Genomic DNA, 14147 nt, shown 5'->3' on the forward strand with positions numbered 1-14147 from the left:
TTCGCCGGCATCGCACGCCCTGCTCTACGCATCCGTGCGCCGCCCGCTCAACAGCTCGACCTGTTGCAGACTTTCCGGCGCAATGTCTCTGACGATCTCGTAGAAATCGAGCGTCAGTAGACGCTGCACGCGGCGCAGCAGCAGCGGCGCCGGATGGCTCCGCTCGTGGTCCTCGAAATAGCGGCACATCTTGTCGAGCACGAGCGCGACGTCGGCCAGGTTCGTGAACTCGACGTCACGCCACATGTGCGGCGGCGGCACGGCGGATGCGCCATTGCCGCCGTTGCTGCGATCGGCGTGATGAACCTGGCCGGCATCGGCGTCGCCGTGCGCGGATGCGTCACGTTGCGCAACACCAGCGTCATGCGCGTCGGCTCCCGGCGGTTCGCCCACCTCGTGGCAGATGCGCCGCAGCGCCAGTTCGCAACGGCTCGGCTCGGGCATCCATTGAGGGCCGAGCCGAACCGTCACGCTGGCGCGAATCGCATCGAGACCGTCGAGCACGGCATGCGCGGCAAGCCACTCGCGCCCGCCTTCGTCCCGCGATCGTTCCAGTTCGCGCTTCAGGCGCTCGGAACCGCCTGGATAATGAGCCGCATCGAGCGCGCGGCCGTCGAGCACGTCGGCAACCTCGCGCACACTGAGCGCGCCGGCGAGCGACTGCTCGCGCGCGGACCCAGCGCAAGCATGCGCACCGATGAGTTCGGCGAGCGCGTTCATGCGCGGCGCCGGGTCGGCCTCGCCGTCGACGGACAGCGCCGGATGCAGATCGTCCCAGTAATCGTCGAGCCATGTCCGGACAAGCGTCAGCCCATCCGCGTAACCTTCGAGACCGCGAGCGTCGATCCACGCACGCACCAGCGGCGGCACGATGCGCAGATCCCTCGTGCGCGCGAGCAGCGACTGCGCGAGGCGTTCGACTTCGGTCCAGTCCGGTGCCTCGGCCGCGATGACCGTCGCGCCGTACTGCTGCTCGGGCCGGCCCGCCGCGCACTGGTGCAGCCGCAGAAAGTCGGCGTCGTACTCGAGATCGGGCCCGCATCGCGAGTTCGTATCGACGGGGGCAAGAAAGCGCTCAATCATGTCGATGATTTCCTGCGCAAGGCGCATGCGCCCACGCGAAAGGTGATATCGCCGGTCATTCGAACGTGTAGCTGATGCTGACCGGTCCGCCGCCGGCATCGAGCCGGACCGTGCGCCGCATCGGCGGCAACTCGCCGTTGCGAATTTCGATGTCGTACGTACCGGGCGCAAGCGTGAGCGTCTTCAGCGGCGGACTGACGCCGCGCTTGACACCTCCGACGTAGACTTCGCCCCACGGATAGACCTGGAGCCGAACTGCCACGAGCTTTGCCATCTTGCGATCGTCGCCGGCGGCAACACCCCGCGCGGCGCTCTGCCCGGACGCGTCGGCAGCGGATGCGGTCTGCGCGTCGGCTGCGATCGAAGCGGATGCGGTCTGCGCGTCGGCCGTGATCGCAGCGGATGCCGCCTGTGCGTCGGCCGTGATCGAGTCCGGCGCCGACGCAGCCGTGGCGGGAGCGGCAGCCGCATTCGCCGGTTTAACCGGCTCGCGAGGCGTGGACCCACCCGCGCCGGACGCTTGCACCGCCCGCGGCGGCTCGACCGGAGCGGCCTGTGCCAGGGGCGGCGCCGGCTCGCGCGGAACGACCACAACAGGCGCGTGAACCTCGGGCGGCGCCGTCGCGGCAAAGCGCTGTTCCGGGGCCTGTATGGCGAACTGCAGCAATTTGAAGGTGCCGACGCATGCTGCAACGATCAGGACCAGCGCACCCGCAATCGCGTAGGGACGGCGGGCGCCTGCGCGCTGCGCGCCGCGCGCGGACGCCCATCCCCGCAATGCGGCGACCAGCGTATGCAACGCGCTAGCAAGCTGCGCGACGCCCGGGATCGAGCGCCGCTGCGTTCCGGCACTGCGCCCAGGCGCACCGGCAAGCGGCTCGCTGCCGTCGGGGGTGCCGTGGACGCCGCGTCGATGATCATCCTGCTGACCCTCTGCAGCCGGCCGGCTCTGCGGGACCTCCGGTGTTCCGGCGATGAGGCTCGCTTCCGCATTGCTGCCCGACGCGTCGTTGAGCAGCCCCGTCGCACCGTGAATCACCGCTCCGCTTTGGTCTTTGTCGTCCTTATGAGGCGCGTCTGACGGGGGTGACGGGGGTGACGGGCGTGACGATTCGCCTGCGAAAGACGGCCGCGGGACGCCCGGCAAATCATCGACGCCCGGGCGCGCTTCATCCGCTTGCGCCGCCGCTGTCGCGGCGCCGGCAGCCGTGTCCCGCTGCGTGCCTTCCGGCATCGCCGCGGCCGCACTCGGTCCTTGCGAGCGATCGCCCACGATATACATCCCCGCACCCGCTTCGCGCAGTCCCAGCAACTGTGCGAACGCCGCCACGGAGTCCGGACGGTCGGCGATGCGCAACTGCAATGCATGGTCGATCGCCTCCAGAAACGTTCGGCTGTATCGTTCACGGCCGGGAAATTCACGCGATGCCAGCGGCTGCCAGGTATCCTGAATGCTGCGCACGACGGCGGCGCTTGGCGGCTCGCCGACGATCATCGCGTGGACCAGCGCGCCGAGCGAATAGATATCGGTCCACGGCCCTTGCACGAATGCGGGGTCGTCCGTGTACTGCTCGATCGGCGCATAGCCGGGCTTGAGCATCACCGAGGTTTCGTCGACGGCGTCGCCGATCGATTTGCGCGCCGCCCCGAAGTCGAGCAGCACGGGTTTGCCGTCGGACCTGATCAGCACATTGTCGAGCGAAATGTCGCGGTGAAAGCATTGCGCGCGATGCAGTGTGCCAAGCGCGCCGAGCAATGCGGCAAGCAGGCTCATCAGCTCTGCTTCACTCATCGGCGCGCGCGTCGCCGCGCGTTGCTTCAACGTCTGCCCTTCGTAAAACGGCATCACCATGTAAGCAGTGCCATGGCTTTGCCAGAACTGCAGCACCTTCACCAGATCAGGATGATCGAATTGCGCGAGCAGCCTCGCCTCGTTCAGGAATGCGGCGCGTCCCGAGTCGAACGCCTGGGCAAAGCGGTCCGCGCGCAGGCATACGGTGAAATCGCCGCCACGCCGCGCGAGCAGCGAGGGCATGTATTCCTTGACGGCGACCGTACGCTGCAACGTGCGATCGAACGCCCGATAGACGATGCCGAAACCGCCGATCCCCAGCACCGAGTCCAGTTCGAATTCGCCAAGCCGGTGCCCGATCGGCAGCGGCCGCGATCCGCCGGCCGGCTCCTCATCGGAAGCAGCCGTCATGCGCTCTTTAAACAACGGGTCCATCATCCACGACCTCTCGTCAATACTGCCTGGGGCAAACGCGCAGGAATGCCGCCACGCGTCGCCGCCGCGTCAATACATATCGCGCGGCGGCACGCCGAAAAGCGTCTGAAACAGCCGCGCATCGAACCTGCCGGTATGCGCGTGCGTTTTCGGCAGCACGTCGTCTGCCTGATAGGTCCACCAGAAGCTCGTCATTCCGTGCGGGTCGAAGTACTCGGCCAGGTTGGGCCAGCCTGCCGCGTGTTCAGTCGCGCGTGCTGCACCGCCTGGCTGCGCCACGCTATTCCGTTCCGCGAAGGCCTCTGTGTCGCGCGGCAGCCGTACGCGGCTCAACGCCAGATCGAGTTCCTCGGGCCCCTGTGCATCGCGAACGGCGTCGAGCAGCGCCGCCCCGACCTGCGGGAAAAAACCGCCGGCCGACGCGGTCGTGTGGCTCGAATAGCCGGCCGCGTCCAGTGCAAGCGTCGCGATGACCGGGTAATAGCGACCGACGCGGTCACAACTCGGTGCGAGGCTGCCGAGCTGAACACAGTCGGCGCCGGCACCGGCCGGGATCACGAAATTCCACACTGGCGCAATCGCGAAATAGCGGCTCAGTCCGTCCGGCGCGTCCTGGCGGAGCGCGGCCATCCCCTGCTGAATCCAGCGGTCCCACCATGCGGCGAGCCCCGCGGACAGCCCGCGGTTGACGAAGTCGCCCGCCCCGGGGACCTTCCCGTACCAGCCGGGCCACAACACGTGGCCGTTCGCCTCTGCGATCCTCATGACTTGCCCGGACACGTGAACGACTCCATTTGCCCCAGACGGAACGGGTTGTGCACCGAATCCGCGGTGAGCTCGACCTTGAACTGCTTGCCGTCCACCGCAAAGCTGGCGATCAGTTCCTCAGGTGCGTGCCCCTGCTCGAGCCGCGCGTGATCGAACAGGCGATACAGTGCCCAGGGCCCATCCGCCACCCATCCATCGGTCGTACCCGACTGCTCGACGACCTGCAGCCGAACCTGGTTGCTGCCTCCCGACGCCGGCCATTGCACGGTGACCGGCGCTTGCGGACCGTGCGCGTAGCGCACGCTCTGACCGCCCACATCGAGCGCCCACTCGGATATCGCCGGATCCATGTCCAGCGGCTTGATCTGCACCTTCACGCCGGGATCGTGAGCGCCGCCGGCAAAGAACACATCGCGGATCACGGCCGCCTTCTCGAACGACGCGAGGAACGGCGCCGCATTTCCCTCTGCATTGCCATCGCCCGGCGCCGTATTGAACCGCCACGGGCGAGTGGCCGTATCGACGTGACCTTGCAGGTTCTTGCGGAAGAAATCGTCCATCAGTCCGGCCGGCGCGAATAGCTGCGCGAAGTCGCCAAGCGCGACATCGCGCGACGAGCCGTGCGCAAACGGATAGCGCCCCGCGATCGCCTGGCGGCAAAAGTCGCCGATGTCGGCCGACGCGCTGCGGGCGATATTGCGCTGCGCGAGCGACGCCACGCTGCCGTTCGCGGCATCGGCCAGCTCGCCGAGCATCTGCCTGAACGGCGCGGGCATGCGGCCAGCCTGTGCGCGCACCTTGTCCGGCACATCGGACGGCGGCGGCATCCCGCCGCTGCGCAACGCGGAGTCGGTCGCGCTCAAGTACGTGTAAAGCTCGTCGATCAGTTTCAGCGCGGCGTCGATCGGCGCGGAATCCTGGCGTTCGCTGCTGTGCGCGAACTGCCGCAAGCCGGCAAAGTGGTTGTCGACCACGGCCTCCGGCTTGTCGGTGGGCACCGGCGCGCCATCGCTCGCCGGCGCATCTGCAAAGATTCCAGCCAGCGCGTGGCGCGCGCTGTCCACCTTGTCCTGCGCGCGGTCCGCGAGTCCCGCGCCAGCCGTGCCCGCTTCGCTGCGGGTTAGTGCAGTCTGGCGCGCGGCTGCGTCGATGAGCCGTGTCAGCGGCGAATCCGGCGCCGACAGCACCCGCGCGGCCTGAATGCTCTGGGCCAGCGAATCGCCGGTTTGCAGACGGATGTCACCCAGATACGCATCCCACTCGCGCACGTAGTCATTCAGGTAGAGCGAGCGGATATCGCGTGACCACGACTCCCCCGCAGCGCGATTCGGCACTTCGGATTCTTTCAGATTGAGCACCCACTTTTCTTCCGCCGCGAATGCATCGATCGAATCGTCCAGCCGCTTGTCGAAGACGTCCCAGTAGCCTCGATACGTGTACAGCCCGGGCAGCCCGTCGTTCAGGCTCTGGCCGCTCGCTCGCCGGAACACCAGCGCGGCCGACGGTCCCGCGGCGTGCGCGACATCGAAGCCATACGACGCGGTACTGGTCCGCAGCGTGTGCGTGAGCTGCGCATAGAGCCGCTGCGCGAAGGTGAGCCGCTGCAACCGGTCGCGGGTATCGGCGACGAGCCGCTCGTCCATCGCGAACGGCGACAGCACGACGCGGTCCGCGAACAGGCTGTCCAGATGGGCGCTCAACGCCGCACGTTGCGCGGCGGCCAGCGGCCGCGGCAACGAGCGCTCGAATTCGAGGTCGAGCACGGCCTGCACGAAGGCGGGGTCGTAGTGCGCGCTGTCGTAGAGCATCAGATAGGCCTTGAGCGCTGCATAGGCGAACGCGGGATCGTCCTGACGCGCGTCCCGCAGCGTCTGTTCGAGACGCCGTGCCGCGAGCGGCAGCAACAACTCGTCAAGCGCACGGTGATAGACGCCGCTCGCCGCTGCCTGCGTCTTGTCGCCCTGAAACAGCCCCCAGCGATACGCAAGCGGCGGCGACGCGGGATCGACGCGATCGGTTCGCGCCAATCCCCTCAGTTCGTCGAGCACCGGCAGCACCTGCCCCATGCCGGCGGCATCGGTAATCGACGTGCGCTGCAACTGCCTGTCGAGTACGCTCACGCGCTCACTCATCTGCTGGAGATAGTCGCTGTTGTTCGCGTAGCTGCGTATCCACAGCGCAAGCGCGACGCACAGCAACACGGCCGCCGCGCCATAGCCCGCGACGCTCAGCACGCGTTGCCGCCTGTGCCACCGCAGGTTCATGCCGGCGAGCGACGTCTCGCTGAAGATGAGCGCCTGCAGCAGATCTGTCAGGAAAAAACTGCGCCCGTTCGCCCCGCTGTGGGTGGCGGGCGGCACGCCCTCGATCTGCAGAAACCGCTTGATGCCGCCCATCACGCGGTCGAACACCGTGCCTTCCTGGGTCCCGCTCGTCAGATAGACGCCGCGCAACAGCGGAAGCGAGTCGAACTTCGACTGCGAGAACACCTCTGCGATCAGTTGCCCGAGTACGTCTTGCAGCAACGCGAACTGCTGCGGCAACGAATAGATCAGCTCACGCTGGCGCACGTCGGATTCAGCCGCCAGCAACTCCGGCAGCGCGTCGTTCAGGCGCCGGTGCAGCAACTGGTACTCGTGATCGAAAGCCGCGCGCAGATCGAAGTCCGGCTTGCGGGTCTCGTCGAGCCGGAAAGTGAAGCCCCAAACCTGAGCCCGTTGCGCGCGCCCGAGCGCGGCGAAATACTCGGCGAAGCCGGCGAGCAGGTCGGCCTTGGTCACCAGCACGTAGACGGGAAACTGGATGCCCAGTTGTTCGCGCAATTCCTGAAGCCGCTTGCGCAGCGACATCGCGTGCTCGGTGCGCTGCGTATCGGAGGCGCCGAGCAGGTCCGCGACGCTGATCGTCAGCAGCGCGCCATTGAGCGGCTGGCGCGGCCGATACTTCCTGAGCAGGCCGACGAAGCCCCGCCACTCCTGCTCGTCCAGCGCGCGATTGCTCTCGTGCGTGGTGTAGCGTCCGGCCGTGTCGATCAGCACCGCTTCGTTGGTGAACCACCAATCGCAATGCCGCGTGCCGCCGACGCCTCGAATCGCAGCACGGCCGAACTGCTCGGCCAGCGGAAAACTCAACCCCGAGTTGACCAGTGCCGTGGTCTTGCCCGAACCGGGCGCGCCGATAAAGACGTACCAGGGCAACTGATACAGATAGCGCGGCGAAAAGCGTTCGATCCAGCCGGCGAGCCCCGCTCGTGCGCGCTCGCCGGCGGTGAGGCGCATGCTTTTCAACAGTGCCGCGGCTTCGTTGAAGCGGTGGTGCAATTCGGCCAGATGAGCGGGATCCGCGCTTTGATCGGCCGGTGCGGGCTCGCTCGCGCGCAACTGGTTCAGCAACTGGGCGTTCAGATGTGCCGCGCGCCAGCGACGGTATGCAAGGCGCAGGCCCCAGGCGGCGAACAGCGCGCAGATCAGCAGCGCACGCGCACCGGTCGATTCGAGCGGACGCCACGTGCCGAAGGCGATGAGCGGTCCGGCAACCCAGATGAGCACGGCAACCGCGACGAGCCCGACGAACACCCAGAAAGATCGTGCGAGGAACGGCCGGGACGGCAGCGATGAAGCGAACGAGCTCATGGCGTCCCCTGCGCGGAGGACGCCGCGTGCGCAGGCGCCGTCAGCAACGTTATTTCGACGCGCCGGTTGCGCGCGCGGTTGGCCGGCGTGTCGTTCGGGGCGACCGGGTCCATTTCGCCGCGCCCTTCCGCACGGATACGGCCTGTTTGCGTCATGCGCGACGCGAGCATCTGCGCGACCGCCTGCGCGCGCGCCTGCGACAGATCCCAGTTCGACGCGAAACGCGCGCTGCGCACCGGCACGTTGTCCGAGTAGCCCGCGACAACGATGTTGCCCGGCACACGCTCGAGCGCATCGGCCACTCGCGCAAGCACGGGCGTATAGCGGTCGATCACCGACGCTGAACCCGACTCGAACAGTCCGTCGCCGTGCAGCGTCACGACACTGCGCTCAGCGTCGTCGTGAACCGAGACGAGCCCCGCACGCACTTCGGGATCGAGAAACCCCGCAAGACGCGGCGCGGCGGCGGGATGAACGGCCGCCGCCACGGCCTGCTGCTGCAGATGAGGCACGCGTACGCGGTCGATCGCCGTGAACACTTCATCGGATCGCCGCGCGAGCGTCAGGTCGAATGCGACAAACGCGCCGAATCCGATCAGCCCGGCGACGGCGGCCCACGCCCACACCGGCACTGCCAGGCGACGCGCACGTTCGGCCGGAATCTCGTCGCGCCAGTGCGGCGAGAGCGGCGCATCGTATTCGCCGCGCGCCTGGCGAATCAGCTGCGCAACGCGGTGCATCAACGTGTCGAGCTGGCCACGGCCGTTGTCGAGCACACGGTAGCGCCCCTCGAAGCCGAGCGCGAGACAGTAGTACAGCAGTTCGATCAGATCGAGGTGTTGCTGCGGCTGTTGCGAAAGACGCGCGAGCACCTGGAAGAATTTCTCGCCACCCCAGGTCTCGTTATGGAAGGCAACCAGCAGGCTGTCGGCCGACCATGCCCCGCCGCCGCCCCACGGTGTCAGCGACGCCGCCTCGTCGAGCGCGGTACACAGGCAATAGCGTGCCCCGACGATCACGTCGAGCGCGATTCCCGCGCGTTGCGCGCGCATTTCGAACTGCCGGACCTCCGATGCAAGATGCTCGCGCAACCATCGCGGATTCGGGTGATGCACGGTCCAGCGAATCTGCGGCACGAGGCTCAATAACGGATTGGCCGCCGCGACGAGCGGGTTGCTGCCGCTCGGCGCCACGCGCTCCGGCAGCGGCCCGCCATAAGCCGTGCCCGCCCCGGCAGCGTCGGACATTGGCGGCGCTCCGCCGGGGTTCGGATGCACGAAGCCGCCGGGCGTGCCTGCAACTGCATCATTCCAGTGATTCATGAGTCGTTTCCGTCCGTCATCCGCCTCGTCCGCATCAACCGCGGATCGCCCAGAAAGCCATCGACAATCCGGGAAACTCGCCGGCAAGATGCAGCGCAAGCCCGCCTGAACGGTCGAGTTGCCGCCACAGATCGCCGCTCTTGTCGAGCTCGAAGTACGCATAGCCCGCGTGATACGGAATCTGCCGCGGCGCGACCGGCAACGCGCGCACGCCGATGCCCGGTAATTGAAGCTGCACGAGATCGCGGATCCGCTCGACGGGGCCGAGCTTCACCTGTGCGGGAAAGCGCGTGTGCAAGACATCTGCCGGCACGTCCGCGTGTACCGCCAGCACAAATCCGGCATCGCGCATCAATTCGGTATCCGACATGATTGCCACGCGCACGCCGTTGCCCGCATCCTTCAACTCGATCTGGATCGCGTTCTGCTCGAGCATGGTCGCGAGCGAGCGGCGCAATTCGCTCATCAGCTCGCCGAACGTCGTGCTCAGATCGTCGTGGTCATAACGGGGGAGCACCTGCGGACTGTGTGTGCTCGACGTGAACGTGCTGAGATCGCACGCGAGCTTGAGCCAGTCGCGGTACAACGTCTCCGGATGAATCGCAACCGGCTGCTGCGCATGCCACGTCACGGCGACGTAGCGGTTGATCAGCTCGAGCAGCAGAAAATCCGCCACTTCGCCCACCCCGGAGCGGCCCGGCTGCGTCAGGCGGCTCGCCAGCGTTTCGCCGCGCTGCGTGAGCAGCCGGTGCAATTCACTCATGTACGTTGCCAGCACCGGGCTCGTTTGCGCCGCGAGCATCGGCGGAATGTAGCCGGGCTCGGCAATCACGCGACGGTCTGCGCGGCGCTCGACGATGCGCATCACCCCCATCGCCTGCCAGTCGGACGAGAGATCCGATTCCACCATCAGCCGCAAGTGCAACTTGCCGATCTGTATCAGTGCCGGACCGAGTCCGATCGTATTCACGTCGGCGACCTCGGTCTCCGTGGCAACGTAACGCGACAGCGGCGACACACTGTTCTCGTCGAACGAGACCTGCGCACTGTCGCCGCGCCACGTCGGCACCGCGAGCACGATCGTCTCGTTCGTCACGTCGGTGCGGATATCGAGCGGCGCGGGGGCGTCGCTGCCGCCGGCAAAATCGAACGGCGTGCCATCCGGCAGCACGCCCGATGCAGCGAGCAGCACGACCTTGCCCTGGGCAAGCGCCTCGGTGTCGACGTCGAGCGTGCTGAACCCCCAGAACAGCCCCTGAACGGGCAGGCAGCGCAGTTGCACATAGCGTTCGAAATGGCGCTCGAGCTGCTGGAAATGCTGCGGTCTCAGGAACATGCCCTCGGACCAGACGACGCGGTGGCGCAGCGCTGCGCCTGCCCTCGGCGGCAAATCGATCGTGCTCATCGGTTTGCCCCCGTCTGGTCGACGATTTGCATTCCGCCGTTCCTCACGGCAATCGAAAGCCGGATCTCTCCAGGCGAGGTCTGCCAGAATTTCAGCAGATTCGTTTCCTTGGCAGCGGGTAACGGCACGATCAATTTCCAGCGATTGCGCTCGAGCGCGCGATAGCCCGCGACCACACCGACATTGCGAGCATCGAGATCGCCCGCATATCGGACCGTGCGCGATTCGCCGGGACGTAGAATCAGCCGGTCCACGCCCAGCAGTTCGCCGGCCAGTGTGCTTTGCGTCTTGCTCTGAAGCGAAAAGAAATCGGCTCCGTCGAAACTCGCAGCTGACTTGAGCCGGAATATCTGCAAAACGATCGGCGACGGCCTTGCGCTTCCATCCGGATTCACGTCGGGTGCCACCTCAAAGGAAATCGCGTACGGTATCGGCAGCGATTTTTCCGTTGCTGCGCAACTGCCCAGCAGCATGCCGGCCAGCACGATTCCCACGAGCGGCCAATGCGCCTGTTTAATCGACACTTGCATCATCTCTCTCGTTCGTCAGAACGGCATGGTTGCGCCGAGGCGTTCGCGCCGGTACCTGGAGTTTTTGACCGAGCGGGTCCGCCGGCGGAAGGCTGCTCGAAAACGGGCATTGCTTCGCCGTGCGCACTTTTTTGCGGTCACGTGCGCACAGATAAAAAATCTGATTCAGCGTAATTCACATTTAAACCAAATAGCAACATCTGGTTTACCATTATTCAAAAATTGATACTTGGATCGTTCTTCTAATTAGTTTTTAATTCCATTTTTCTGGCATACAATTATCCAAAGCCGCACTCGCGCACAGACTACGAATTTTCACCATTGCAATAGAAAAATTGCGAGATATAGTTAACAGTTGCCTGTTTCACGTGTCGATATCACCCTATCCAGAGTGGGTTAGGCTCCATTTGATTTCATGAAAAAACTACCTGCTGTTTTTCGAAATGCTGAAAAAAATTCCTGATCCGGATAACACGCGTTTTGCCATTGGTAGCGTGACTCCATGAAGCTCATTGGCATTATCGCTACCGTGCTGGTGTTCTCCGCCTCCATCCTTGCCGGTTGCTCGAGCGTTTCGCCGCAGCAGCGCGCGGCCACAGAAACCGTTCAGAACGCGCGCAGTGCTTATTCGAGCGGCGATTACTCGCGCACGATCCAATTGCTCAGTCATGCCAGTGAAATCGACCGGTCCGATAGCACCACGCAGATCGAGGCTCATAAGCTCATGGCGTTCAGCTATTGCGTCACCGGCAGGGTATCGGCATGCCGTGCCGAATTCCGGAAGATCCTCGATATTGATCCGCGCTTCGCGTTGTCAGCGGCTGAACGGGGACATCCGATCTGGGGGCCGGCATTCGAAGCAGCGCGCCGGCAACGTGCGGCGGCGTCATCGTCATAGCGCAACGTGATGCAAGCCGGGAAATCTGCATAATCGAGTCAGCGTCCATCATGCAATTGACTGTTATTGAACACGCCGGCCGCCCTATCCAACGCGGCACCACTGCAGTATTCAAGCCACCCGGCGGCACCATTGGCCGCAACGTCGACAATCATCTCGTGTTACCCGACGAAACGCGGCAGATCTCGCGGCTGCAAGCGCTGCTGCAGATGGACGGCGATCGCTGCGTGCTCAAGAATCTCAGCAGCGTATTGGTGGTCGAGGTCAACAGCACGCCGTTGTCATGCGCGGACGAGCACGCGTTGAAGGCCGGCGATGCGATTCGCATCGGAACGTATCTGTTGCGCGCCGAGCGCGACAATGTGGATGCGGGTACTGGCGAGGCGCCGGCATCGCAGAGCCGCGACGATTTCTGGCATACGCTCGAATCGCGCTTCGGCGGCGGCACGCACCCAGGCGCTCAGCCCGGCGCACGCGAACGCGGCAGCGATGCGGTTCAGCGCGCCACCGCGTTCGACGAACTGCGCAACGTTCCTTCCGATCCGCTTGAATTGTTTGGTCCAGCCGACAGTGCAGGCGACGCCCTGTTTGAACCGTCTCCGAGCCACCTTGCGCAATCCGCAGCGCCGTTACCGCAGGCGGCGCCAGGCAGCCGCGATCGCCCATTCGGCGTGCAGAACACGGCATCGGACCATGCAGGCGAATGGACGCAGACGATACGCGCCCGCCCGCTCGTACCGGACACGCCGGACACCGTGCGAGCCGTCGGGCAGCCCGACAGGAGCGATGACGGACCTGCCGCGCCCCATCTCGACGTATCGGCTCAGCCCTTGCTGATGGCATTTATGCGAGGCGCGGGTCTCGACACCGCGAGTGACCGGTGGACGACCGATCAGTTCTACACCGCAGGACAGTTGCTAGCGCTGTTCGCCAACGGCACCGTGAAGCTGCTCTCGTCGCGCAGTATTCTCAAGCGCGAAGTGAAAGCCGACATGACGATGCTGCTCGACCGTGAGAACAATCCGCTCAAGCTGCTTCCGGACGGTGGCGCAGTACTCAGGCAGATGTTCGGCCTGCCTTTTCCAGGGTTCATGTCGCCACAAGGTGCAGTCAGCGACGCCTTCAACGATCTGCATGCGCATCAGATCGGCATGGTTGCCGGCATGCGCGCGGCACTCACCGAACTGCTCCGGCGTTTTGCTCCAGAACGGCTGGAACAGCGTACTCCGGTGCAGCAGTGGCTGGATCGTTATGTGCCGATGCGGCGCAAGGCCCGGCTATGGGATGAATATGTGAAGCTCCACCGCGACACGCTGCTCGCCGTCGAGGACGATTTCAGTGCTGTGTTCGGCAGTGCGTTTCTCGCGGCCTACGACGCGGAGGTCACGCAGTACCGCAATAGCTGCCGCGGCTGAAGCGGCGGGCGCATGGATATTTCGTATGCCTATTTCTCGTGCACTGGAAGCCGCTCGGGTAACCAGGACGTCATCGGCCACGTAGTATCAGAGAGGCACGCATGCTTTGTGGTTAGCGACGGCATCGCCGGCGAACCGGGCGGCGAGGTTGCGGCGCAATGCGCAGTGAATCATATCCTCGCCCACGGCAGCGCGCGCCCGATGACTTCCGCGGCAATCGAGGCTTGCATCAAGGACGCGAACGATGCGATTCTGGCCGAACAGGCGCGCGATCCGCGCAACCGGAAGATGGGCGCCACTGTCGTCGCGCTGTTCATCGATCGCATGGCGCGCACCGCACAATGGGCACACCTCGGCGACAGCCGGCTCTATCACTTCCGGCGTGGCTTGCTGATCCATCGCACGCGCGACCACAGTCTGTTGCAACGCATGGCAGACGCCGGCCTGCCATTCGACGGAATCAGCCCGAATCTTCTCGATCGCGCACTTGGCGTACGCGGCGACATCACGCCTTGCGTCAGCCCGATTCAGTCGCTACATGACGGCGACGCCTTTCTGCTGTGCACGGATGGTCTTTGGCACGCGCTGTCCGACGCAAGCATCGGGCAACATCTGCGAATCGTCAACAAGGTGGACGACTGGTTGTCCCTACTCCGGCACGCTGTTTCACATCAGCATACGCGCGGCACATCAATGGATAACTACTCGGCACTCGCGGTGTGGGTCGGCCGTCCTGAAGACGTCACCCTGCAACGGGTCAAGGAATAGATCAGGCATTCGCAGCACAATCGTGGCCGGGTTTCACCGGCACCAACTGCATTCCGGATTGGACCGATCCGGTCAGGTCTTGCCTGGCGGGGAAGTGGC

The 14147-nt window shown here is 65.2% G+C and carries 10 protein-coding genes; 3 read left to right on the forward strand and 7 right to left on the reverse strand.

Annotated features, from left to right (window positions below):
• Positions 1-24 precede the first annotated feature (24 nt).
• The 7 genes from tssA to tssJ form a co-directional block, all read right to left on the reverse strand.
• Entirely contained in the window at positions 25-1083 is a 1059-nt protein-coding gene (gene tssA, locus AC07WT_RS10865) for a type VI secretion system protein TssA (protein ID WP_494947104.1), read from the reverse strand.
• A 55-nt stretch (positions 1084-1138) separates the two neighbouring features.
• On the reverse strand, positions 1139-3286 hold the full coding sequence (locus AC07WT_RS10870; RefSeq protein WP_494947105.1) for a serine/threonine protein kinase: 2148 nt from the start codon (positions 3284-3286) through the stop codon (positions 1139-1141).
• Positions 3287-3379: 93 nt separating this feature from the next.
• The gene (gene tagF, locus AC07WT_RS10875) at positions 3380-4075 is read right to left on the reverse strand and encodes a type VI secretion system-associated protein TagF (protein ID WP_494948417.1); all 696 of its coding nucleotides are present in this window, start codon (positions 4073-4075) and stop codon (positions 3380-3382) included.
• On the reverse strand, positions 4072-7710 hold the full coding sequence (gene tssM / locus AC07WT_RS10880; protein WP_494947106.1) for a type VI secretion system membrane subunit TssM: 3639 nt from the start codon (positions 7708-7710) through the stop codon (positions 4072-4074). Before tssM ends, tagF begins: the two co-directional genes overlap by 4 nt.
• Complete coding sequence (locus tag AC07WT_RS10885; RefSeq protein WP_492592415.1) at positions 7707-9032, reverse strand: DotU family type VI secretion system protein; 1326 nt, start codon at positions 9030-9032, stop codon at positions 7707-7709. The genes tssM and AC07WT_RS10885 overlap by 4 nt, the downstream gene beginning before the upstream one ends.
• A 34-nt stretch (positions 9033-9066) precedes the next feature.
• Entirely contained in the window at positions 9067-10437 is a 1371-nt protein-coding gene (gene tssK / locus AC07WT_RS10890) for a type VI secretion system baseplate subunit TssK (RefSeq protein WP_494947107.1), read from the reverse strand.
• Entirely contained in the window at positions 10434-10967 is a 534-nt protein-coding gene (gene tssJ, locus AC07WT_RS10895) for a type VI secretion system lipoprotein TssJ (RefSeq protein ID WP_492592417.1), read from the reverse strand. The genes tssK and tssJ overlap by 4 nt, the downstream gene beginning before the upstream one ends.
• Before the next feature lie 502 nt (positions 10968-11469).
• On the opposite strand from tssJ, the gene AC07WT_RS10900 reads away from it, so the two are divergent.
• From AC07WT_RS10900 to AC07WT_RS10910, 3 genes are read left to right on the forward strand one after another with little or no spacing between them, the layout of a single operon-like run.
• A complete protein-coding gene (locus AC07WT_RS10900) occupies positions 11470-11865 on the forward strand; it encodes a TssQ family T6SS-associated lipoprotein (protein WP_492592418.1) in 396 nt (131 codons plus the stop codon).
• Positions 11866-11915: 50 nt separating this feature from the next.
• The gene (gene tagH, locus AC07WT_RS10905) at positions 11916-13280 is read left to right on the forward strand and encodes a type VI secretion system-associated FHA domain protein TagH (protein WP_494947108.1); all 1365 of its coding nucleotides are present in this window, start codon (positions 11916-11918) and stop codon (positions 13278-13280) included.
• Positions 13281-13292: 12 nt separating this feature from the next.
• On the forward strand, positions 13293-14048 hold the full coding sequence (locus AC07WT_RS10910; protein ID WP_494947109.1) for a PP2C family protein-serine/threonine phosphatase: 756 nt from the start codon (positions 13293-13295) through the stop codon (positions 14046-14048).
• Positions 14049-14147: the final 99 nt, after the last annotated feature.

The organism is Paraburkholderia sp. GW821-FHT02A12 (assembly GCF_059422005.1).

What these genes read in the sequence shown, in the direction of transcription:
- tssA (WP_494947104.1), bottom strand. Translation starts at nt 1,083, where the DNA reads ATGATTGAGCGCTTTCTTGCCCCCGTCGATACGAACTCGCGATGCGGG.
- tssM (WP_494947106.1), bottom strand. Translation starts at nt 7,710, where the DNA reads ATGAGCTCGTTCGCTTCATCGCTGCCGTCCCGGCCGTTCCTCGCACGA.
- tssK (WP_494947107.1), bottom strand. Translation starts at nt 10,437, where the DNA reads ATGAGCACGATCGATTTGCCGCCGAGGGCAGGCGCAGCGCTGCGCCAC.
- tagH (WP_494947108.1), top strand. Translation starts at nt 11,916, where the DNA reads ATGCAATTGACTGTTATTGAACACGCCGGCCGCCCTATCCAACGCGGC.
- AC07WT_RS10885 (WP_492592415.1), bottom strand. Translation starts at nt 9,032, where the DNA reads ATGAATCACTGGAATGATGCAGTTGCAGGCACGCCCGGCGGCTTCGTG.
- AC07WT_RS10910 (WP_494947109.1), top strand. Translation starts at nt 13,293, where the DNA reads ATGGATATTTCGTATGCCTATTTCTCGTGCACTGGAAGCCGCTCGGGT.
- tssJ (WP_492592417.1), bottom strand. Translation starts at nt 10,967, where the DNA reads ATGCAAGTGTCGATTAAACAGGCGCATTGGCCGCTCGTGGGAATCGTG.
- AC07WT_RS10900 (WP_492592418.1), top strand. Translation starts at nt 11,470, where the DNA reads ATGAAGCTCATTGGCATTATCGCTACCGTGCTGGTGTTCTCCGCCTCC.
- AC07WT_RS10870 (WP_494947105.1), bottom strand. Translation starts at nt 3,286, where the DNA reads ATGACGGCTGCTTCCGATGAGGAGCCGGCCGGCGGATCGCGGCCGCTG.
- tagF (WP_494948417.1), bottom strand. Translation starts at nt 4,075, where the DNA reads ATGAGGATCGCAGAGGCGAACGGCCACGTGTTGTGGCCCGGCTGGTAC.